Source organism: Escherichia sp. WS1451, from assembly GCF_046487365.1.
In the GTDB taxonomy this organism is placed as follows: domain Bacteria; phylum Pseudomonadota; class Gammaproteobacteria; order Enterobacterales; family Enterobacteriaceae; genus Escherichia; species Escherichia coli.
The window spans coordinates 157,889-179,132 of record NZ_JBJQJP010000002.1 but is presented as its reverse complement, the minus strand read 5'-3'; the positions used below and the strand labels follow the sequence as shown (position 1 = coordinate 179,132).

Sequence of the window (21,244 nt, the reverse complement as noted above, 5' to 3'; positions counted from 1 at the left end):
AGTACAGCAATGTCAGACTATCAAATGTTTGAAGTACAGGTGAGTCAGGTGGAACCGCTTACCGAACAGGTGAAACGCTTCACGCTGGTGGCAACCGATGGCAAACCATTACCTGCGTTTACCGGAGGAAGTCACGTCATTGTGCAGATGAGCGATGGTGATAACGAGTACAGCAATGCGTATTCACTACTGAGTTCGCCGCATGACACCTCTTGTTATCAGATTGCCGTTCGGCTGGAGGAAAACTCGCGCGGAGGTTCCCGCTTTTTGCATCAGCAGGTAAAAGTGGGCGATCGGTTAACGATTTCAACGCCTAATAACCTGTTTGCGCTAATTCCCTCGGCCAGAAAGCATCTGTTTATCGCGGGAGGCATTGGTATCACCCCTTTCCTGTCGCACCTGGCAGAGTTGCAATACAGCGACGTCGACTGGCAGTTACATTACTGCTCGCGAAATCCAGAAAGTTGCGCATTTCGTGATGAGCTAGTCCAGCATCCGCAGGCTGAGAAAGTCCATTTGCATCATTCATCAACCGGAACACGACTGGAATTAGCGCGATTATTGGCGGATATCGAACCTGGCACACATGTTTATACCTGTGGCCCCGAGGCGCTAAATGAAGCGGTAAGAAGTGAAGCTGCGCGTCTGGACATCGCCGCCGATACGCTGCACTTTGAGCAATTTGCTATCGAAGACAAAACCGGCGATGCATTTACCCTGGTGCTTGCCCGTTCCGGTAAAGAGTTTGTGGTGCCGGAAGAGATGACTATTTTGCAGGTTATTGAAAATAATAAAGCAGCGAAAGTGGAATGTTTATGTCGTGAAGGGGTATGCGGAACCTGCGAAACGGCAATACTGGAAGGTGAAGCTGACCATCGGGATCAGTATTTTAGCGATGAAGAGCGTGCCAGCCAGCAAAGTATGTTGATCTGTTGTTCGCGCGCGAAGGGTAAACGCCTGGTGTTGGATTTGTAGTTTGCCGAAGCCGGACTGGGCGCGCTCAGTCCGGCTTCGGAAGATTTTACTGCGGATATTCCTGCAATAAATTGTGTAATGCTTCCGCCATCAGCTCACCACGCCAGCCGGAAATCAGCTCCGGCAAATTGTTCTGCGGTTTCAGTTTCCAGTGCCAGTTCAGCAGTTGGTTGATTTGCCGACGCGATGCCAGCAATTCGGCGCTGATCTTGTGCGTTTCGCTCACGTCAGTAATCAGCGACTTAATCGCTTTAAACGCTTTACGATAACCCGGCATGTCCATCAGGTTAAGCATCGGCTGCGGTAAGGCCTCTTCCGGCAATGTCTGCGCTTTTTCCACCAGCGCCAGCAGCGTTTTACCGTGAAAGCGGATTTCGCTACCGGATAAACCCAGGCTGTCCAGTTCGCCTAAACTTCCCGGCATATAACGCGCTACAGACCACAAATGCTCTTCACGCACGACAAAGTTCACTGCCAGATCGCGCTCCCGAGCCTTGCGCAGTCGCCAATCGGCTAACAGTTGCAGACAGGCCAGTTGGCGTGTGCGTAACTGCCAGGCATTGGTGATATCACGCCAGGCATCTTCCGGCGCAACGACTTCCTGACGACGCATTTGCATCAGGCGGCATTCATCCAGCGCCGCAGGTAGCCAGCCGGAGGCCTCCGTTTCTACCATAAGTTTTGCGGTGATCGGTAACAGATACCAGACATCCGCCGCTGCGTATTCACACTGACGTTCGGTCAGCGGTCTGGCCAGCCAGTCGGTGCGCGATTCACTCTTGTCCAGCGTAACGCCGGAATACTCTTCCACCATGGAAGCGAAACCCCATGACATCGGGCGTCCGCAGAAGGCAGCAAGGATTTGCGTGTCAATCAAGGGTTGTGGTAATTCGCCAAAGACATTGAGGAACACTTCCAGATCTTCACTGCCCGCATGGAGAAATTTTGTGATGGACGGATCGCGCAGGATCGCCTTCAGTGGTGACCAGTCGGAGATCCCGAGAGGATCAATTAGCGCCAGATGCTCACCATCAAAAAGTTGAATTAGACCCAGTTGCGGGTAATAGGTGCGCGTACGAACAAATTCAGTATCCAGGGCTATCGCCGGAAAGGCACGGACGGCTTCACACAAAGAAGCCAGCGCATCGTCCGTGGTAATCATTTGGTAATTCAAATTGTATTCTCTTTAGTGGGCGTCAAAAAAAACGCCGGATTAACCGGCGTCTGACGACTGACTTAACGCTCAGGCTTTATTGTCCACTTTGCCGCGCGCTTCGTCACGTAATTCTCGTCGCAAAATTTTTCCGACGTTAGATTTCGGTAACTCATCACGAAACTCCACCAGCTTCGGTACTTTGTAGCCCGTGAGCTGACGGCGGCAAAAGGTCACCAGTGACTCTTCGGTAAGCGATGGATCTTTTTTCACTACGAAGATTTTCACCGCTTCACCACTGGAGCCGGAAGGTACGCCAACAGCCGCGACTTCCTGTACGCCAGGATGCTGCATGACGACATCTTCAATCTCGTTGGGATAGACGTTAAAACCGGAAACCAGAATCATGTCTTTTTTACGATCGACAATGCGCAGGAATCCTTCTTCATCCATCACCGCGATGTCGCCGGTGTGTAACCAGCCATTTTTGATGATTTCATCGGTAGCATCCGGACGCTGCCAGTAACCCAGCATCACCTGCGGTCCTTTGACACAAAGCTCACCTGGTTGACCCGGTGGTACTTCGTTGTCGTCGTCATCCACCAGTTTGGCTTCCGTCGACGGCACCGGCAAACCGATGCTACCACTATGATAATCAATATCATACGGGTTAACGCTCACCAGCGGCGCACACTCGGTCAGGCCATAACCTTCCAGCAGATACTGTCCAGTCAGTTTCACCCAACGTTCTGCCACCACTTGCTGAACAGGCATCCCTCCGCCTGCGGAAAGATGCAGACTGGAGAAATCCAGCTGCTGGAACTCTTTATTGTTCAGCAACGCATTGAACAAGGTGTTAACGCCAGTGATAGCGGTAAACGGATATTTCGCTAACTCTTTTACCAACCCTGGAATATCGCGCGGGTTAGTGATAAGCAGGTTCTGCCCCCCCAGTTCGATAAACAGCAGGCAGTTAATGGTCAGTGCAAAAATGTGATACAGCGGCAGCGCCGTCACCACCAGCTCTTTGCCCGGATGCAACAGCGGACCATAGGTCGCGTTAACCTGTTCCAGGTTCGCCAGCATATTGCGGTGAGTCAGCATCGCGCCTTTCGCCACACCAGTGGTACCGCCGGTGTATTGCAGGAAAGCTAAATCTTCCGGCACCAGTTCGGGTTTGACGTACTGCATCCGGTAGCCGTTGTGCAGGGCGCTACGAAATGAAATGGCATCTGGCAGATGGTATTTCGGCACCAGACGCTTGATGTATTTAACAACGAAATTGACTACCGTGCCTTTTGCCGTAGATAGCTGATCGCCCATACGGGTCAGAATTACGTGCTGAACGGCGGTTTTATCAACCACTTTTTCCAGAGTGTGGGCAAAGTTAGACACGATAACAATCGCCGATGCGCCGCTATCGTTAAGCTGATGCTCAAGTTCACGCGGGGTATACAACGGGTTAACGTTTACGACAATCATCCCGGCACGCAAAATGCCAAACAGCGCCACCGGATATTGCAATAAATTAGGCATCATCAACGCAACGCGATCGCCTTTCTTCAGTCCCAACCCTTGTTGCAAATAAGCGGCAAACGCGCGACTGCGTTCTTCCAGTTTGCGGAAGGTCATCACCTCCCCCATATTCACAAACGCGGGTTGATCGGCGTAGCGCGCGACCGACTGCTCAAACATATCTACCAGAGATTGATAACGGTCAGGGTTGATCTCCGTCGGAACGTCCGCGGGATAACGGTTAAGCCAAACCTTCTTCAATTCTTCACCTCTAAAATGCGTGTTCGTCGTCATCGCAACCCCAAATGATATACATGTTGTTAACATAATATTAACTCATCATACCAGCTTGATAATTACCCAACGAAAAGGTTGCGAAGCGCGTCACTATTTATTTTTATCTTTACCGTAAGAATGCAGAAACAGCGGACCAGCCGCTGTTTCTTTTTCTTTAAAAACAAGCAATTATTCAGTTACAACTGTTTGTACTCTCGCGGGGCCGGGATTATACCAGCCCCATCCGCCGTAGCCATAGGGCCAGCCACGACCGCCATAAAACCATGGATCAATCGGCTGAGGCGGCATAATCACCTGCTGGGTTAAATGCCAACGTTTGTAACCTGTTGCCTGCATCACCATAAATTTATAGGGCGTGTTGCCGATTTTTCCGTCAACCGTACCGGTGATTGGCCCGACAACTGTCACCAGCTGCCCACGGAAATCGACCGGATCAAGAAAACCATTCACATCGGCATAAATGCGGCCGCGAGAAGGTTCTCCCAGCGTCGGTCTGGCTCCGCTGTCCAGTGGTACGGTGGCAATTTCCAGGCGGGTTTTCCCTTGCTGGTTTTGTACCGCAACCACTTTGCCGCCAAAGCAAGCCTCCTGACCAACGTACAGCTGCGGCGCACTCATCACCCGAACTAAATCTTGTTGCGGCGTGGGACTGCTGCCTTTAATGGCGTCCGGCACAGTGACACAACCGCTCAGCATTAGCGCAAACGTACCTGCCAGTATGCCTTTGATAACATTCTTTTGAACCGCCATGATGCGACTCCTTTTTTCTCAGGGCATACTCTTAAGATTCATTCTTTGCCCGGAAGTTTCTTCCATGCGACGTTGTTACGTAAATAAACCGGTTCGGCATGTTCCACCGCCACCGTTTTACCCTCGGCAAACATCTGACACGCAATCGGCAGCATATCTTCTGCAGCGGGCAGTAACACTTCGCCATCGCACAGGGCCAAACCGCTCTCTTTACCGAGATCCGGCCAGGCTTGCCAGCCCGTCCCTACCGTCACCCATTCGCCGGAAAGCTGTTGCATCCGTTCATGAACGAGTTCAGGTTTGAGTACGGCTTCTGTTTCTTCGCCGTGCCAGACGCCGTTTTCATCGCGCTGATATTCGGCCCAGTAAACTTCCCCCATTCGCGCGTCAATGGCTGCCAGCACGCGGGTTGCGCCGTTTTTGCGCCACGCCCCTTGCGCCATGGTCATGAGCGTGGAAACGCCAATCATCGGCAGATCCGCGCCAAGCGCCAGCCCTTGCGCGATGCCAATACCAATGCGCACGCCAGTAAAGCTACCGGGGCCGCGCCCGTAAGCCAGAGCATTTATGTCCGTCAGGGAAGTTCCACTGGTGGTCAGGATATCCTGCACCATCGGTAAGATTCGTTGAGTATGTTCACGAGGGCAAAGCTCAAAATGAGCGTTGACAGTACCGTCGTTCCACAGGGCGACAGAGCAGGCCTCTGTCGCGGTATCGATAGCCAGAATTCGCATGGGTCTTCGTGCTTAGATCAATAAAAAGGCGCGCATCATACCATACTCCATCACAAATTACCTGGAGGATGGTATCGCAAGGAAACGAACCGCACGGGCAATGTCACGGGTGCGCGGCGCTGGCGGCAGACTGGCGAGAAACGTCGCGCCGTAAGGGCGCATCACCAGCCGATTATCGCAAATCACTAACACGCCGCGATCGTCGGCGTCGCGAATCAATCGCCCTACCCCCTGCTTGAGAGTAATGACCGCATCCGGCAGTTGTACTTCATCGAACGGATCACCACCGCGCAAACGGCAATCTTCCATGCGTGCTTTTAATAGTGGATCATCCGGCGAGGTAAACGGCAATTTGTCGATAATCACCAATGACAATGTATCGCCACGCACGTCCACCCCTTCCCAGAAACTGCTGGTTGCCACAAGAAGCGCGTTACCGGCGCTGACAAATTGCTGCAACAGTTGCCCTTTGCTGGTTTCCCCCTGCAACAAAACGGGAAGCGTCATGGTAGCGCGGAACTGCTCGGCCAGATCGCGCATCATGGCGTGCGAGGTACAAAGCATAAAACAACGACCGTTGTTAGCTTCGATGATCGGTCGCAGCATTGCCGCCAGTTGCCGTGCGGAACCCGGTTGATTGGTTTGCGGCAGGTTGCGCGGCACACAGAGTAACGCCTGGCGGCTGTAATCAAAGGGGCTGGGTAACAGCAACGACTCTGCCTGTTCAATGCCAAGCCGCGAGGTGAAATGATGCAGATCGTCGTTCACCGACAGCGTTGCTGAGGTAAAGATCCAGCTACCGGGTTTTTGCGCCATTAACTCTTTGAATTTATCCGCCACGCTGAGCGGCGTGAGTGCCAGAGTAAAATGGCGCGAAGTGCATTCGTACCAGTAGCTGTAGCCCGGCTGATTGATCTCTTTTAGCCGTTTCAGCCGCGTACGATACAACGTGGCGCGCTCAAATGCCGCATCCAGCAAGGCGGAACGCCCCAGCGACAGTTTCGCCACGTCATAACAAAGTTCCAGGGTGTCATCGAGCAGTAAAAACGCCCGTTGAATTTGCGGATTAGCTAACAGTTCGCGCAGGTTGCCACGATAACCAGGCTCACCGAGTTGCAGACGAAAATCCTGCGCGCTCTGGGCAAGGCGGTCGGCGCACTTTTGTAACTGCTGAGTATCTTTTAATTCGGTGCGATAGGCGATGGTGATGTCTTTTGCCAGGTCGAGCAGTTGTCGACTGGAGAGTGACTGACCAAAATACTGGCTGGCAATGTCGGGCAGTTGGTGGGCTTCGTCGAAGATCATGACGTCAGCTTCCGGGATCAGTTCGCCAAATCCACTCTCTTTCACCACCATATCCGCCAGAAAGAGATGATGGTTTACCACCACCACATCGGCGTCCATCGCTTTTTTGCGTGCTTTGACCACAAAGCAATCTTTATACATCGGGCAGTCGCTGCCAAGGCAGTTATCGTTGGTGCTGGTGACCAGCGGCCACGCCTGTGAATCTTCCGCCACGCTGACGCAGGTGCTGATATCACCATCGACTGTTTGATTAGACCAGGAGCGCAGCAGGATCACATCGCTTAAGATTTGTACCGGCAGATCGCCCCCCGCCAGCGCCTGCTGTTCGAGACGTTCGAGGCAGAGGTAGTTTGAGCGCCCTTTCAGCAACGCCACGTTGCCCGTGTATTTCAATGCCTTTGAGACCGTTGGCAAATCGCGGCTGTAGAGCTGATCCTGCAACGCTTTTGAACCGGTCGAGATAATGACTTTCTTTTTCGCCCGCAGCGCAGGGGCCAGGTAAGCGTAGGTTTTGCCCGTACCGGTTCCGGCTTCCACCACCAGCGGCTGGCCTTTTTCTATCGCCTGGGTGACGGCTACCGCCATCTGTCGCTGTGGTTCTCGCGGCTTAAAGCCTGGTATCGCTTTCGCCAGCTGACCGTCTGGTGCAAAATCGTCCGTCACACTACCCCCTGTTGATTTGAACAGGGATTATGTCAGGATGAGGGCGCTTTCGCCAGTTGAAGTGGTGACGGCGACCTCACATTGTGGCAGTCTTTGCAGCACGAAAATGGAAGGATAATGAGGACAAAATGATGACTATCGTTCGTATCGATGCTGAAGCCCGCTGGTCTGATGTGGTGATCCACAACAACACGCTATACTACACTGGTGTACCGGAAAACCTCGACGCCGATGCTTTTGAGCAAACCGCCAACACGCTGGCGCAGATTGACGCCGTGCTGGAAAAACAGGGCAGCAATAAATCGAGCATTCTGGATGCCACCATTTTCCTGGCTGATAAAAACGACTTCGCGGCGATGAATAAAGCGTGGGATGCCTGGGTTGTCGCTGGTCATGCGCCGGTGCGCTGCACGGTACAAGCGGGTTTGATGAACCCGAAGTATAAAGTTGAAATTAAGATTGTGGCTGCAGTGTAAGCTTTATCGAAGCATAATAAGTCAGACGATAATTTATCGATAATACTGGTCGGTTTTGCATAAATCGACCAGAGATTAAGTTATTACTGTTGATGCTCCTGCTAATTCATTATTTATTTTTATAATTTCAATTTCATCTATAAAACTGGCTATATAAATAAACATAACCATGCCGTTGTGTTCGCCCTCTGATTAGCAACTCTGGTTTTCTTTCTTAGCTGAACAATCTGGTTATAGCGTGAGAACTGACCGTTAATTTTCTCCCTCTTACTGGATAACACACCATGAGCTGCTACCTTTAAAACACCTGAATGTCAACAGGTTAACTCGTGCCATATCGTTATAATCCCTTTGATATTAGATGCAAATTAAGGTCATATATAGCCTTATCGATAACATGGTTAATTTTAAGGATAAGAATATGCCTGCTGTAATAGATAAAGCCCTGGATTTCATTGGTGCCATGGATGTATCAGCACCAACACCAAGTTCGATGAATGAAAGCACGGCGAAGGGAATCTTTAAATATTTGAAAGAACTGGGAGTACCCGCGAGTGCCGCTGATATTACGGCGCGAGCTGACCAGGAAGGCTGGAACCCGGGGTTCACGGAAAAAATGGTTGGATGGGCAAAAAAAATGGAGTCTGGTGAACGCATTGTGATTAAAAATCCTGAATACTTTTCAACATATATGCAGGAAGAACTAAAAGCACTGGTCTAAGTTAAATTTACATCAGCATAAATGGGTCAGGACGCTTTTAATCACATATGAAAAGCGTCCTTTTTCTCACAATCAAATAACCATCGGCTTCTATAACGAAAGCGATACGGGTTAGTGTGTTACTCGTCTTCATCCTCAAAACGCGCCACGATTCGCTCGCCGGAATGGTTGGCACGCAGCTCTTCTGCCACCAACGCGATTGCCTGGCCGCTGCTCATCCCTTGAGCCATCAGTTCCTGGATCCGCTCGACAGCTTTTTGCTGCTGTTCATGGGTGAGTGAAGGTAAACCTGCAAACATTGTTAACTCCTGCTAAATTGTTGGCGCTAATTATTTCATGCTACCCGGCACATAGCCAGTAGAGTCAGGACTGATGAAGACGTTATCTCCCGCTGTGATTACTTTACCCTGGCGTCAGGACGCCGCTGAATTTTATTTCTCACGCTTAAGCCACCTGCCGTGGGCGATGCTTTTACACTCCGGCTATGCCGATCATCCGTATAGCCGCTTTGATATTGTGGTCGCCGAGCCGCTTTGCACTTTAACCACTTTCGGTAAAGAAACCGTTGTTAGTGAAAGCGAAAAACGCACAACGACCACTGATGACCCGCTACAGGTGCTCCAGCAGGTGCTGGATCGCGCAGACATTCGCCCAGCGCATAACGAAGATTTGCCATTTCAGGGCGGCGCGCTGGGGTTGTTTGGCTACGATCTGGGCCGCCGTTTTGAGTCACTGCCAGAAATTGCGCAGCAAGATATCGTTCTGCCGGATATGGCAGTGGGTATCTACGACTGGGCGCTGGTTGTTGACCACCAGCGTCAAACAGTTTCTTTGCTGAGTCATAATGATGTCAATGCTCGTCGGGCCTGGCTGGAAAGCCAGCAATTCTCGCCGCAGGAAGATTTCACGCTCACTTCCGACTGGCAATCCAATATGACCCGCGAACTGTACGGCGAAAAATTTCGCCAGGTACAGGAATATCTGCACAGCGGTGATTGCTATCAGGTGAATCTCGCCCAGCGTTTTCATGCGACCTATTCTGGCGATGAATGGCAGGCATTCCTTCAGCTTAATCAGGCCAACCGCGCGCCATTTAGCGCTTTTTTACGTCTTGAACAAGGCACGATTTTAAGCCTTTCGCCAGAGCGGTTTATCCTTTGTGATAATAGTGAAATCCAGACCCGCCCGATTAAAGGCACGCTACCACGCCTGCCCGATCCTCAGGAAGATAGCAAACAAGCAGAGAAACTGGCGAACTCAGCGAAAGATCGTGCCGAAAATCTGATGATTGTCGATTTAATGCGTAATGATATCGGTCGTGTTGCCGTAGCAGGTTCGGTAAAAGTACCAGAGCTGTTCGTGGTCGAACCCTTCCCTGCCGTGCATCATCTGGTCAGCACCATAACGGCGCAACTACCAGAACAGTTACACGCCAGCGATCTGCTGCGCGCGGCTTTTCCTGGTGGCTCAATAACTGGGGCTCCGAAAGTACGGGCTATGGAAATTATCGACGAACTGGAACCGCAGCGACGCAATGCCTGGTGCGGCAGCATTGGCTATTTGAGCTTTTGCGGCAACATGGACACCAGCATTACTATCCGCACGCTGACTGCCATTAACGGACAAATTTACTGCTCTGCGGGGGGTGGAATTGTCGCCGATAGCCAGGAAGAAGCGGAATATCAGGAAACTTTTGATAAAGTTAATAAGATATTACGCCAACTGGAGAAGTAAGACGTGGAATACCGTAGCCTGACGCTTGATGATTTTTTATCGCGCTTTCAACTTTTGCGCCCGCAAATTAACCGGGAAACCCTAAATCATCGTCAGGCTGCCGTGTTAATCCCCATCGTCCGTCGACCGCAACCGGGGTTGTTGCTGACTCAGCGTTCGATTCATCTGCGTAAACACGCCGGACAAGTGGCATTCCCTGGAGGTGCAGTCGATGACACGGACACATCCGTTATCGCCGCCGCGCTGCGCGAAGCTGAAGAAGAGGTCGCTATACCGCCTTCTGCCGTTGAAGTTATTGGCGTGCTGCCGCCCGTCGATAGCGTCACTGGCTATCAGGTAACCCCAGTGGTCGGCATTATCCCGCCCGATCTGCCGTATCGCGCCAGTGAAGATGAAGTCTCCGCCGTCTTTGAAATGCCGCTCGCCCAGGCATTACATCTGGGTCGTTATCATCCTTTAGATATCTACCGCCGTGGCGATTCACATCGGGTATGGCTGTCCTGGTACGAACAGTATTTTGTATGGGGAATGACCGCAGGCATAATTCGTGAACTGGCGCTGCAAATTGGTGTGAAACCCTGACTATACTTATCTTTACATCTACAAAACACTACTTGAGACAATCATCGCAATATTAGCTAAATCGCGGTTTTTGATTAGTTTAATTCATGTGAATAGTTAAGCCAGTCGCCGCGTTCCCTCTTACACTATGCGCTGTTATTCGTTCGTTACTGGAAGTCCAGTCACCTTGTCAGGAGTATTATCGTGATTAGTCTATTCGACATGTTTAAGGTGGGGATTGGTCCCTCATCTTCCCATACCGTAGGGCCTATGAAGGCGGGTAAACAGTTCGTCGATGATCTGGTCGAAAAAGGCTTACTGGATAGCGTTACTCGCGTTGCCGTGGACGTTTATGGTTCACTGTCGCTGACGGGTAAAGGCCACCACACCGATATCGCCATTATTATGGGTCTTGCAGGTAACGAACCTGCCACCGTGGATATCGACAGTATTCCCGGTTTTATTCGCGACGTAGAAGAGCGCGAACGTCTGCTGCTGGCACAGGGACGGCATGAAGTGGATTTCCCGCGCGACAACGGGATGCGTTTTCATAACGGTAACCTGCCGCTGCATGAAAACGGTATGCAAATCCACGCTTATAATGGCGATGAAGTCGTCTACAGCAAAACTTATTATTCCATCGGCGGCGGTTTTATCGTCGATGAAGAACACTTTGGTCAGGATGCCGCCAACGAAGTGAGCGTGCCGTATCCGTTCAAATCTGCCACCGAACTGCTCGCGTACTGTAATGAAACCGGCTATTCGCTTTCTGGTCTCGCTATGCAGAATGAACTGGCGCTGCACAGCAAGAAAGAGATCGACGAGTATTTCGCGCATGTCTGGCAAACCATGCAGGCATGTATCGATCGCGGGATGAACACCGAAGGCGTACTGCCAGGCCCGCTGCGCGTGCCGCGTCGTGCGTCGGCCCTGCGCCGGATGTTAGTTTCCAGCGATAAACTGTCTAACGATCCGATGAATGTCATTGACTGGGTAAACATGTTTGCGCTGGCAGTTAACGAAGAAAACGCCGCCGGTGGTCGTGTGGTAACTGCGCCAACCAACGGTGCTTGTGGCATTGTTCCGGCAGTGCTGGCTTATTATGACCACTTTATTGAATCGGTTAGCCCGGACATCTATACCCGTTACTTTATGGCAGCGGGCGCGATTGGTGCACTGTATAAAATGAACGCCTCTATTTCCGGTGCGGAAGTCGGTTGCCAGGGCGAAGTGGGTGTTGCCTGTTCAATGGCTGCTGCGGGCCTTGCCGAGCTGTTGGGCGGTAGCCCGGAACAGGTTTGTGTGGCGGCGGAAATTGGCATGGAGCACAACCTCGGTCTGACCTGCGACCCGGTTGCAGGGCAGGTTCAGGTGCCGTGCATTGAGCGTAATGCTATTGCCTCTGTGAAGGCGATTAACGCCGCACGGATGGCTCTGCGCCGCACCAGCGCACCGCGCGTCTCGCTGGATAAGGTCATCGAAACGATGTACGAAACCGGTAAGGACATGAACGCCAAATACCGCGAAACCTCACGCGGTGGTCTGGCAATCAAAGTCCAGTGTGACTAATACTTCTTACTCGCCCATCTGCAACGGATGGGCGAATTTATCCCCGCTTTCTCGTCTGCTGTAATATTCCCCACTACACTTCCACTGTTGCGTCAGGCGTTTGTCGCCATACGCTTACAGGGTGGCCCGCATGCAAAAAGCACAACGGATCATTAAAACCTATCGCCGTAATCGAATGATTGTTTGTACGATTTGCGCACTCGTTACGCTCGCTTCGACCCTGAGCGTGCGATTTATTTCACAGCGTAACTTAAATCAACAACGGGTAGTACAATTCGCCAATCACGCTGTAGAGGAATTAGATAAAGTACTGCTTCCCCTACAGGCAGGTAGCGAAGTCTTACTTCCGCTAATTGGTCTGCCCTGCTCTGTCGCCCATTTGCCATTACGTAAACAGGCGGCAAAACTCCAAACTGTGCGATCCATTGGCCTGGTGCAAGACGGCACACTTTATTGCTCCAGCATTTTTGGTTATCGCAATGTGCCCGTCGTGGACATTCTGGCTGAACTTCCTGCACCGCAACCACTTTTACGCCTGACGACCGACCATGCCCTGATTAAAGGCAGTCCGGTTTTGATTCAATGGACGCCAGCAGCGGGCAGTAACAAAGCTGGGGTCATGGAGATGATTAACATCGACTTACTGGCGGCAATGCTGCTTGAGCCACAACTGCCGCAAATCAGTAGCGCCAGCCTGACGGTGGACAATCGGCATTTGCTCTATGGTAATGGGCTGGTAGATTCCCTTCCGCAACCTGAAAACAATGAAAACTACCAGGTTTCTTCGCAACGCTTTCCTTTTACCATTAACGTTAATGGTCCGGGGGCTACGGCGCTGGCATGGCACTATCTTCCAACACAATTACCGCTGGCGGTGCTGCTAAGTTTACTGGTGGGCTATATCGCCTGGCTGGCGACCGCTTACCGGATGAGTTTTTCCCGCGAAATCAATCTGGGCCTGGCGCAACATGAGTTCGAATTGTTCTGCCAGCCTTTGCTTAATGCGCGCAGCCAGCAATGTATTGGTGTAGAGATTTTGCTGCGCTGGAACAATCCACGTCAGGGCTGGATTTCACCGGATGTGTTTATTCCTATCGCGGAAGAACATCATTTAATTGTGCCACTGACCCGCTATGTGATGGCAGAAACCATCCGTCAGCGGCATGTTTTCCCAATGAGTAGTCAGTTTCATGTTGGCATTAACGTCGCACCCAGTCATTTTCGCCGTGGTGTGCTGATAAAAGATCTCAATCAGTACTGGTTTAGCGCTCACCCGATTCAGCAACTGATCCTCGAAATCACCGAACGCGATGCCTTACTGGATGTTGATTATCGGATTGCCCGCGAGCTGCATCGTAAAAACGTCAAACTGGCGATTGATGACTTCGGCACCGGCAACAGTTCGTTTTCCTGGCTTGAAACATTACGTCCTGACGTGCTGAAAATTGATAAGTCATTTACCGCAGCTATAGGTTCTGACGCGGTTAACTCGACGGTGACCGATATCATCATCGCACTGGCGCAAAGACTGAATATTGAACTGGTGGCGGAGGGGGTGGAAACACAAGAACAGGCGAAGTATTTGCGCCGTCATGGCGTGCATATTTTGCAAGGGTATTTGTACGCACAGCCGATGCCGCTACGTGATTTTCCCAAATGGCTGGCGGGCAGCCAACCGCCGCCCGCCCGGCATAATGGACATATCACGCCCGTTATGCCGTTACGTTAACGCTTACTCATCTTCATCGTGCGCCGGTTGCTCTTTAACAATGCGAACCAGATCAACACGATAATCATTGGCTTCAATGATGGTGATATGCAGTGGCCCTACATCAATCACATCGCCCACACGGGGAATGTGACCATTTGCCGAGATCACGAGGCCCGCGACCGTCGCGATATCATCGTCATCGGCAAGGTGCTCAACATCAAGCGCCTGCTGCAAGGCATGCAAATCTGTACCGCCTTTTACCAGCCAGCCGTCACCGTCGGTAATGATTTCCGGCGTTTCGTCAGCGTCCGGGAATTCACCCGCAATGGCTTCCAGCACATCCAGCGGCGTGACTAGACCTTGTACCACACCAAACTCGTTGGTCACGATAACAAAGCTCCCGCGAGCACGACGCAGTACGCCCAGCAGGTTGATCGGATCGAGGGTTTCCGGGACGATAATCGCCGGAGACGCCGAAGCAATCGCCGCCACATCAACGCCCTCTTCCAGCGCCACCAGCAGTTCTTTAGCACGTACGATACCGATGATTTCATCCAGTTCACCGCGACATACCGGGAACAGACTGTGCGGTGAAGAGAGCAGTTGCTCACGGATTTCATCGACCCCGAGATTAGCGTCAACCCAGCTTATTTCACCGCGCGGCGTCATGATCCCGCGCAGAGAACGCGACGCCAGCGTCAATACACCGTTAATCATGTAACGTTCTTCTTCGGCAAACGCACCTTCCGGGATCGGCATCGGTATCGGGTTATCGGCATCGTGCTGAACATTGGCCTGACGTTTCCCGCCCATCAAACGCAGGATGGCATCGGCAGTACGCGCTCGCAGCGGCAAAGTCGACTGGTGACGAATAAAGTTGCGACGCGCAATTTGGTTAAACACTTCGATGATGATCGAGAAGCCAATCGCGGCATACAGGTAACCTTTCGGAATGTGGAAACCGAAACCTTCTGCCACCAGACTCAGACCTATCATTAACAGGAAGCTCAGACAGAGCACCACCACCGTTGGATGCTGGTTAACAAATCGCGTCAGCGGTTTCGATGCCAGCAGCATAACCGCCATCGCAATCACTACCGCCGCCATCATCACTGGCAGATGGTTAACCATCCCTACTGCCGTAATTACCGCATCCAACGAGAAGACGGCGTCAAGGATGACAATCTGTGTGACGACCACCCAGAAACTGGCGTAGCCTTTACCGTGACCGGAATCATGATCGCGGTTTTCCAGTCGTTCATGCAGTTCGGTTGTTGCTTTGAACAGCAAGAATATCCCCCCGAACAACATAATCAGGTCGCGTCCGGAGAAGGAGAAATCCATGACGGTAAATAGCGGTTTGGTCAGCGTGACCATCCATGAAATCAGCGACAGCAGCCCCAGACGCATAATCAGCGCCAGTGATAATCCCAGCAAACGCGCTTTATCGCGTTGTTTTGGCGGCAGTTTGTCAGCAAGAATGGCGATGAAGACCAGGTTATCGATACCCAGCACAATTTCGAGGACAACAAGCGTGAGTAGCCCCGCCCAAATTGAGGGGTCCATTAAGAATTCCATGACAAGCTCCTGCTTAAGGAATAGCTATTCGACGCCAGAAATAATGCAGGCGTAACGACAAAATGCAAACGAAAGGTGCGGCATAAAGTGCCAGAAAGGCAGGCGTTAAAAGGCCTGATGCTGAAATGACGTCGGTGACGATCCATACTGCGGGCTACCGCCCTATACTCCATGGTTGTTAAACGGGAGTTAAACATATCAGAGACACATCTGATTTGGCAAAGATTTACCTTCCTTTGCAAACGAATGTGACAAGGATATTTTACCTTTCGAAATTTCTGCTAATCGAAAGTTAAATTACGGATCTTCATCACATAAAATAATTTTTTCGATATCTAAAATAAATCGCGAAACGCAGGGGTTTTTGGTTGTAGCCCTTATCTGAATCGATTCGATTGTGGACGACGATTCAAAAATACATCTGGCACGTTGAGGTGTTAACGATAATAAAGGAGGTAGCAAGTGACCATTGCTATTGTTATAGGCACACATGGTTGGGCTGCAGAGCAGTTGCTTAAAACCGCAGAAATGCTGTTAGGCGAGCAGGAAAACGTCGGCTGGATCGATTTCGTTCCAGGTGAAAATGCCGAAACGCTGATTGAAAAGTACAACGCTCAGTTGGCAAAACTCGACACCACTAAAGGCGTGCTGTTTCTCGTTGATACATGGGGAGGCAGCCCGTTCAATGCTGCCAGCCGCATTGTCGTCGACAAAGAGCATTATGAAGTCATTGCAGGCGTTAACATTCCAATGCTCGTGGAAACGTTAATGGCCCGTGATGATGACCCAAGCTTTGATGAACTGGTTGCGCTGGCAGTAGAAACAGGCCGTGAAGGCGTGAAAGCTCTGAAAGCCAAACCGGTTGAAAAAGCCGCGCCAGCACCCGCTGCCGCAGCACCAAAAGCGGCTCCAACTCCGGCAAAACCAATGGGACCAAACGACTACATGGTTATTGGCCTTGCGCGTATCGACGACCGTCTGATTCACGGTCAGGTCGCCACCCGCTGGACCAAAGAAACCAATGTCTCCCGTATTATTGTTGTTAGTGATGAAGTGGCTGCGGATACCGTTCGTAAGACACTGCTCACCCAGGTTGCACCTCCGGGCGTAACAGCACACGTAGTTGATGTTGCCAAAATGATTCGCGTCTACAACAACCCGAAATATGCTGGCGAACGCGTAATGCTGTTATTTACCAACCCAACAGATGTAGAGCGTCTCGTTGAAGGCGGCGTGAAAATCACCTCTGTTAACGTCGGTGGTATGGCATTCCGTCAGGGTAAAACCCAGGTGAATAACGCGGTTTCGGTTGATGAAAAAGATATCGAGGCGTTCAAGAAACTGAATGCGCGCGGTATTGAGCTGGAAGTCCGTAAGGTTTCCACCGATCCGAAACTGAAAATGATGGATCTGATCAGCAAAATCGATAAGTAACGTATTGTGTTGATTATCACTCAGTTTTCACACTTAAGTCTTACGTAAACAGGAGAAGTACAATGGAGATTACCACTCTTCAAATTGTGCTGGTATTTATCGTAGCCTGTATCGCAGGTATGGGATCAATCCTCGATGAATTTCAGTTTCACCGTCCGCTAATCGCGTGTACCCTGGTGGGTATCGTTCTTGGCGATATGAAAACCGGTATTATTATCGGTGGTACGCTGGAAATGATCGCGCTGGGCTGGATGAACATCGGTGCTGCAGTTGCGCCTGACGCCGCTCTGGCTTCCATCATTTCTACTATTCTGGTTATCGCAGGTCATCAGAGCATTGGTGCAGGTATCGCACTGGCAATCCCTCTGGCCGCTGCGGGCCAGGTACTGACCATCATCGTTCGTACTATCACCGTTGCTTTCCAGCACGCTGCGGATAAGGCTGCTGATAACGGCAACCTGACAGCGATTTCCTGGATCCACGTTTCTTCTCTGTTCCTGCAAGCAATGCGTGTGGCTATTCCGGCCGTCATCGTTGCGCTGTCTGTTGGTACCAGCGAAGTCCAGAACATGCTGAATGCGATTCCGGAAGTGGTGACCAATGGTCTGAATATCGCCGGTGGCATGATCGTAGTGGTTGGTTATGCGATGGTTATCAACATGATGCGTGCTGGCTACCTGATGCCGTTCTTCTACCTCGGCTTCGTAACCGCAGCATTCACCAACTTTAACCTGGTTGCTCTGGGTGTGATTGGTACTGTTATGGCAGTGCTCTACATCCAACTTAGCCCGAAATACAACCGCGTAGCCGGTGCGCCTGCTCAGGCTGCTGGTAACAACGATCTCGATAACGAACTGGACTAACAGGTGAGCGAAATGGTTGATACAACTCAAACTACCACCGAGAAAAAACTCACTCAAAGTGATATTCGTGGCGTCTTCCTGCGTTCTAACCTCTTCCAGGGTTCATGGAACTTCGAACGTATGCAGGCACTGGGTTTCTGCTTCTCTATGGTACCGGCAATTCGTCGACTCTACCCTGAGAACAACGAAGCTCGTAAACAAGCTATTCGCCGTCACCTGGAGTTCTTTAACACCCAGCCGTTCGTGGCTGCGCCGATTCTCGGCGTAACCCTGGCGCTGGAAGAACAGCGTGCTAATGGCGCAGAGATCGATGACGGTGCTATCAACGGTATCAAAGTCGGTTTGATGGGGCCGCTGGCTGGCGTAGGCGACCCGATCTTCTGGGGAACCGTACGTCCGGTATTTGCAGCGCTGGGTGCCGGTATCGCAATGAGCGGCAGCCTGTTAGGTCCGCTGCTGTTCTTCATCTTGTTTAACCTGGTGCGTCTGGCAACCCGTTACTACGGCGTAGCGTATGGTTACTCCAAAGGTATCGATATCGTTAAAGATATGGGTGGTGGTTTCCTGCAAAAACTGACGGAAGGGGCGTCTATCCTCGGCCTGTTTGTCATGGGGGCATTAGTTAATAAGTGGACGCATGTCAACATCCCGCTGGTTGTCTCTCGCATTACTGACCAGACGGGCAAAGAACACGTTACCACTGTCCAGACTATTCTGGACCAGTTAATGCCAGGCCTGGTACCACTGCTGCTGACCTTTGCTTGTATGTGGCTGCTGCGCAAAAAAGTTAACCCGCTGTGGATCATCGTTGGCTTCTTCGTCATCGGTATCGCTGGTTACGCTTGCGGCCTGCTGGGACTGTAAGACTGTTGTACACTACCGGGGCCTTTTGGCCCCGTTTTTTTATCTGGAGGATTAATGACAATCACGGACCTGGTACTGATTCTTTTCATCGCCGCACTCCTGGCCTTCGCGATCTACGATCAGTTCATCATGCCCCGCCGTAACGGCCCCACTCTGCTGGCAATTCCTTTGCTCCGGCGTGGTCGCATCGATAGCGTTATCTTCGTCGGATTGATTGTCATTCTTATCTATAACAACGTCACGAATCATGGCGCGCTAATAACAACATGGTTATTAAGTGCACTGGCTCTGATGGGTTTTTATATATTCTGGATCCGCGTTCCGAAGATCATCTTTAAACAAAAAGGTTTTTTCTTCGCCAATGTCTGGATTGAATATAGCCGAATCAAAGCGATGAACTTGTCGGAAGATGGCGTGTTGGTGATGCAATTAGAACAGCGTCGGCTGTTAATCCGCGTTCGAAATATCGACGATCTGGAAAAAATTTATAAGCTTCTCGTTTCAACTCAATAGGTTATGAATTTAGCCAAAGCTATGTTTAGTGTATTTTTAATAATCAGACATAGCTTAGGCTATATTACCTCTTCCCTTATTTGTTATTTATTTTAACGTTTCATTGATATATAAATCTAAATGAAAATCGTTATCAATAAAGTGATGAAATAATATATTCCAACAGTTGTTTTATATTCTCAAAATATGTTAAGGTTGCGCCCTCATTTGGGGAGTAGCCGATTTCCAGATTCCGGAAATGTACGTGTCAACATACTCGTTGCAAAACGTGGCACGTACGGACTGAACACTTTCAGTCAGGCGAGACCATATGCACATCAATCGCTATGCCTGCATGAACGCGAAAACCATCGCGGTTTGTTGTTCATGTATGCATGTTTGCTGGGGGCGATGATGTGTTTTATGGATACCCCGGTCAGGACGTTGTCATGAATATCACTGCTACTGTTCTTCTTGCGTTTGGTATGTCGATGGATGCATTTGCTGCATCAATCGGTAAAGGTGCCACCCTCCATAAACCGAAATTTTCTGAAGCATTGCGAACCGGCCTTATTTTTGGTGCCGTCGAAACCCTGACACCGCTGATCGGCTGGGGAATGGGCATGTTAGCCAGCCGGTTTGTCCTTGAATGGAATCACTGGATTGCGTTTGTGCTGCTGATATTCCTCGGCGGGCGAATGATTATTGAGGGTTTTCGTGGCGCAGATGATGAAGATGAAGAGCCGCGCCGTCGGCACGGTTTCTGGCTACTGGTAACCACCGCGATTGCCACCAGCCTGGATGCCATGGCTGTGGGTGTTGGTCTTGCTTTCCTTCAGGTCAACATTATCGCGACCGCATTGGCCATTGGTTGTGCAACCTTGATTATGTCGACATCAGGGATGATGGTTGGTCGCTTTATCGGCTCAATTATTGGGAAAAAAGCGGAAATTCTCGGCGGGCTGGTGCTGATCGGCATCGGCGTCCAGATCCTCTGGACGCACTTCCACGGTTAATAAGAACGCTGCCAGAGGTGAATATTAAAGTCCGTCTGGCAGTCGAACACTTCTTTTGCTGCCAGTGTTTGCCAGACTTCTGGCTTCGCACGCCAGGCAAACGGCGTCATCTGCAATAATGCGACGGCTTCATCACCGCGAAGACGCATCGGATAACACAACTCATCACTCTGCTGTAATGTAAAACCTTCCAGTTGTTCTGCATGTGGTGCATGAAGATGTACTTCATTGTAAATCAGCCCCTTCAGCTCCATCAAATGTCGCGGTCCCGGCGTGGCAGTAATCACCCAACCGCCAGGCTTCACTACTCGCGCTAATTCTTCTGCTTTACACGGCGCGTAAATACGTATTATGGCGTCCATACTGGTATCGGAAAACGGCAAACGGTGGCTGGAAGCAACACAAAAAGTGACCTGCGGATAGCGTTTCGCCGCCGCTTTTATCGCTACCTTCGAGACATCCAGGCCAAACGTGGTGATTTCGGGCAGCGCATCAGCAAATGCGTGTGTGTAATACCCTTCACCACAGCCAATATCCAGCACCGCTGTGGCCTTTTCATCAAGCCGTTCCCGCAGTTGGGCGACAATTGCATCACGCAGCAGCTGATAATGTCCGGCATCTAAGAATGCGCGGCGTGCTTGCATCATTTCCGCGCTGTCGCCCGGATCACGAGACCGTTTATGCTGAACGGGCAGCAGATTGACATACCCTTCTTTCGCCATATCAAACTGATGTCGCTGGGGACAGATATAGCTGTTTTTTTCACGCGAAAGAGGCTGATGGCAAAGTGGACAGGAAAACGACATGACAACTCCGGCAGGATACTAAAGGCC

21 protein-coding genes are annotated in these 21,244 nt (G+C 51.0%); 12 read left to right on the top strand and 9 right to left on the bottom strand.

The features are described 5' to 3' along the window. The first annotated feature begins 9 nt into the window (after nt 1–9). A complete protein-coding gene (yeaX, locus tag ACJHX7_RS03710; RefSeq protein WP_094029627.1) occupies nt 10–975 on the top strand; it encodes a carnitine monooxygenase reductase subunit YeaX in 966 nt (321 codons plus the stop codon). A 46-nt stretch (nt 976–1,021) separates the two neighbouring features. Here the strand turns inward: yeaX and rnd are convergent, their stop codons facing one another. The 5 genes from rnd to ACJHX7_RS03685 form a co-directional block, all read right to left on the bottom strand. Next, nucleotides 1,022–2,137: a ribonuclease D gene (gene rnd / locus ACJHX7_RS03705; RefSeq protein WP_001306170.1), complete on the bottom strand. Its 1,116-nt coding sequence runs from the start codon at nt 2,135–2,137 to the stop codon at nt 1,022–1,024. A gap of 81 nt (nt 2,138–2,218) precedes the next feature. Further along, a complete protein-coding gene (gene fadD / locus ACJHX7_RS03700) occupies nt 2,219–3,904 on the bottom strand; it encodes a long-chain-fatty-acid--CoA ligase FadD (protein WP_000758422.1) in 1,686 nt (561 codons plus the stop codon). 204 nt (nt 3,905–4,108) lie between these two features. Then, complete coding sequence (yeaY, locus tag ACJHX7_RS03695; RefSeq protein WP_410231528.1) at nt 4,109–4,690, bottom strand: Slp family lipoprotein YeaY; 582 nt, start codon at nt 4,688–4,690, stop codon at nt 4,109–4,111. A gap of 38 nt (nt 4,691–4,728) precedes the next feature. Next, on the bottom strand, nt 4,729–5,424 hold the full coding sequence (gene tsaB / locus ACJHX7_RS03690) for a tRNA (adenosine(37)-N6)-threonylcarbamoyltransferase complex dimerization subunit type 1 TsaB (RefSeq protein WP_089583504.1): 696 nt from the start codon (nt 5,422–5,424) through the stop codon (nt 4,729–4,731). A 57-nt stretch (nt 5,425–5,481) separates the two neighbouring features. Then, on the bottom strand, nt 5,482–7,392 hold the full coding sequence (locus ACJHX7_RS03685; RefSeq protein ID WP_000128847.1) for an ATP-dependent DNA helicase: 1,911 nt from the start codon (nt 7,390–7,392) through the stop codon (nt 5,482–5,484). A 131-nt stretch (nt 7,393–7,523) separates the two neighbouring features. On the opposite strand from ACJHX7_RS03685, the gene ACJHX7_RS03680 reads away from it, so the two are divergent. Together ACJHX7_RS03680 and ACJHX7_RS03675 are read left to right on the top strand one after the other, a co-directional pair. Beyond that, the gene (locus ACJHX7_RS03680) at nt 7,524–7,868 is read left to right on the top strand and encodes a RidA family protein (RefSeq protein WP_001295493.1); all 345 of its coding nucleotides are present in this window, start codon (nt 7,524–7,526) and stop codon (nt 7,866–7,868) included. Nucleotides 7,869–8,289: 421 nt separating this feature from the next. Beyond that, nucleotides 8,290–8,589, top strand: a complete 300-nt coding sequence (locus tag ACJHX7_RS03675; RefSeq protein WP_001111989.1) for a DUF1889 family protein — start codon at nt 8,290–8,292, stop codon at nt 8,587–8,589. Nucleotides 8,590–8,708: 119 nt separating this feature from the next. On the opposite strand, the gene ACJHX7_RS03670 is transcribed toward ACJHX7_RS03675, so the two are convergent. After that, complete coding sequence (locus ACJHX7_RS03670; RefSeq protein ID WP_000457334.1) at nt 8,709–8,888, bottom strand: YoaH family protein; 180 nt, start codon at nt 8,886–8,888, stop codon at nt 8,709–8,711. Nucleotides 8,889–8,961: 73 nt separating this feature from the next. Between ACJHX7_RS03670 and pabB the strand changes: the two genes are divergently transcribed. From pabB to ACJHX7_RS03650, 4 genes are all read left to right on the top strand, one after another. After that, entirely contained in the window at nt 8,962–10,323 is a 1,362-nt protein-coding gene (pabB, locus tag ACJHX7_RS03665; protein ID WP_094029626.1) for an aminodeoxychorismate synthase component 1, read from the top strand. Nucleotides 10,324–10,326: 3 nt separating this feature from the next. After that, on the top strand, nt 10,327–10,905 hold the full coding sequence (locus tag ACJHX7_RS03660) for a CoA pyrophosphatase (protein ID WP_000456733.1): 579 nt from the start codon (nt 10,327–10,329) through the stop codon (nt 10,903–10,905). Between the two features lie 183 nt (nt 10,906–11,088). Beyond that, nucleotides 11,089–12,453, top strand: coding sequence for an L-serine ammonia-lyase (gene sdaA, locus ACJHX7_RS03655; RefSeq protein ID WP_000624298.1), 1,365 nt, complete (start codon nt 11,089–11,091; stop codon nt 12,451–12,453). 130 nt (nt 12,454–12,583) lie between these two features. After that, nucleotides 12,584–14,182, top strand: a complete 1,599-nt coding sequence (locus tag ACJHX7_RS03650) for an EAL domain-containing protein (protein WP_085446684.1) — start codon at nt 12,584–12,586, stop codon at nt 14,180–14,182. Nucleotides 14,183–14,185: 3 nt separating this feature from the next. Here the strand turns inward: ACJHX7_RS03650 and yoaE are convergent, their stop codons facing one another. Both yoaE and ACJHX7_RS03640 read right to left on the bottom strand, forming a co-directional pair. Further along, nucleotides 14,186–15,742 carry a CNNM family cation transport protein YoaE gene (yoaE, locus tag ACJHX7_RS03645; protein WP_000394971.1) on the bottom strand — a complete coding sequence of 519 codons (1,557 nt, stop codon included), beginning with the start codon at nt 15,740–15,742 and terminating at the stop codon, nt 14,186–14,188. Beyond that, nucleotides 15,730–15,888 (bottom strand): protein YoaL, encoded by a 159-nt coding sequence (locus ACJHX7_RS03640; RefSeq protein WP_001327808.1) that lies wholly within the window; start codon nt 15,886–15,888, stop codon nt 15,730–15,732. Before ACJHX7_RS03640 ends, yoaE begins: the two co-directional genes overlap by 13 nt. 316 nt (nt 15,889–16,204) lie before the next feature. Here ACJHX7_RS03640 and manX point away from each other — a divergent pair, with 316 nt between their 5' ends. From manX to mntP, 5 genes are all read left to right on the top strand, one after another. Continuing rightward, on the top strand, nt 16,205–17,176 hold the full coding sequence (gene manX, locus ACJHX7_RS03635; protein ID WP_000150543.1) for a PTS mannose transporter subunit IIAB: 972 nt from the start codon (nt 16,205–16,207) through the stop codon (nt 17,174–17,176). A gap of 62 nt (nt 17,177–17,238) precedes the next feature. Beyond that, complete coding sequence (gene manY, locus ACJHX7_RS03630; RefSeq protein ID WP_000406926.1) at nt 17,239–18,039, top strand: PTS mannose transporter subunit IIC; 801 nt, start codon at nt 17,239–17,241, stop codon at nt 18,037–18,039. Between the two features lie 12 nt (nt 18,040–18,051). Next, a complete protein-coding gene (gene manZ / locus ACJHX7_RS03625; RefSeq protein WP_000228655.1) occupies nt 18,052–18,903 on the top strand; it encodes a PTS mannose transporter subunit IID in 852 nt (283 codons plus the stop codon). 54 nt (nt 18,904–18,957) lie between these two features. Further along, complete coding sequence (locus ACJHX7_RS03620) at nt 18,958–19,416, top strand: DUF986 family protein (RefSeq protein WP_000156255.1); 459 nt, start codon at nt 18,958–18,960, stop codon at nt 19,414–19,416. A gap of 428 nt (nt 19,417–19,844) precedes the next feature. After that, nucleotides 19,845–20,411 carry a manganese efflux pump MntP gene (gene mntP / locus ACJHX7_RS03615; protein WP_122992228.1) on the top strand — a complete coding sequence of 189 codons (567 nt, stop codon included), beginning with the start codon at nt 19,845–19,847 and terminating at the stop codon, nt 20,409–20,411. Here the strand turns inward: mntP and rlmA are convergent. Then, on the bottom strand, nt 20,408–21,217 hold the full coding sequence (gene rlmA, locus ACJHX7_RS03610; RefSeq protein WP_032171411.1) for a 23S rRNA (guanine(745)-N(1))-methyltransferase: 810 nt from the start codon (nt 21,215–21,217) through the stop codon (nt 20,408–20,410). The genes mntP and rlmA overlap by 4 nt on opposite strands. Between the last annotated feature and the right edge of the window lie 27 nt (nt 21,218–21,244).

Bases quoted from the DNA above. Each gene is read 5' to 3' on its own strand.
- yeaX (WP_094029627.1), top strand. From the start codon at position 10: ATGTCAGACTATCAAATGTTTGAAGTACAGGTGAGTCAGGTGGAACCG.
- rnd (WP_001306170.1), bottom strand. From the start codon at position 2,137: ATGATTACCACGGACGATGCGCTGGCTTCTTTGTGTGAAGCCGTCCGT.
- yeaY (WP_410231528.1), bottom strand. From the start codon at position 4,690: ATGGCGGTTCAAAAGAATGTTATCAAAGGCATACTGGCAGGTACGTTT.
- tsaB (WP_089583504.1), bottom strand. From the start codon at position 5,424: ATGCGAATTCTGGCTATCGATACCGCGACAGAGGCCTGCTCTGTCGCC.
- ACJHX7_RS03680 (WP_001295493.1), top strand. From the start codon at position 7,524: ATGACTATCGTTCGTATCGATGCTGAAGCCCGCTGGTCTGATGTGGTG.
- ACJHX7_RS03675 (WP_001111989.1), top strand. From the start codon at position 8,290: ATGCCTGCTGTAATAGATAAAGCCCTGGATTTCATTGGTGCCATGGAT.
- ACJHX7_RS03670 (WP_000457334.1), bottom strand. From the start codon at position 8,888: ATGTTTGCAGGTTTACCTTCACTCACCCATGAACAGCAGCAAAAAGCT.
- pabB (WP_094029626.1), top strand. From the start codon at position 8,962: ATGAAGACGTTATCTCCCGCTGTGATTACTTTACCCTGGCGTCAGGAC.
- ACJHX7_RS03650 (WP_085446684.1), top strand. From the start codon at position 12,584: ATGCAAAAAGCACAACGGATCATTAAAACCTATCGCCGTAATCGAATG.
- yoaE (WP_000394971.1), bottom strand. From the start codon at position 15,742: ATGGAATTCTTAATGGACCCCTCAATTTGGGCGGGGCTACTCACGCTT.
- ACJHX7_RS03640 (WP_001327808.1), bottom strand. From the start codon at position 15,888: ATGGATCGTCACCGACGTCATTTCAGCATCAGGCCTTTTAACGCCTGC.
- manY (WP_000406926.1), top strand. From the start codon at position 17,239: ATGGAGATTACCACTCTTCAAATTGTGCTGGTATTTATCGTAGCCTGT.
- manZ (WP_000228655.1), top strand. From the start codon at position 18,052: ATGGTTGATACAACTCAAACTACCACCGAGAAAAAACTCACTCAAAGT.
- ACJHX7_RS03620 (WP_000156255.1), top strand. From the start codon at position 18,958: ATGACAATCACGGACCTGGTACTGATTCTTTTCATCGCCGCACTCCTG.
- mntP (WP_122992228.1), top strand. From the start codon at position 19,845: ATGAATATCACTGCTACTGTTCTTCTTGCGTTTGGTATGTCGATGGAT.
- rlmA (WP_032171411.1), bottom strand. From the start codon at position 21,217: ATGTCGTTTTCCTGTCCACTTTGCCATCAGCCTCTTTCGCGTGAAAAA.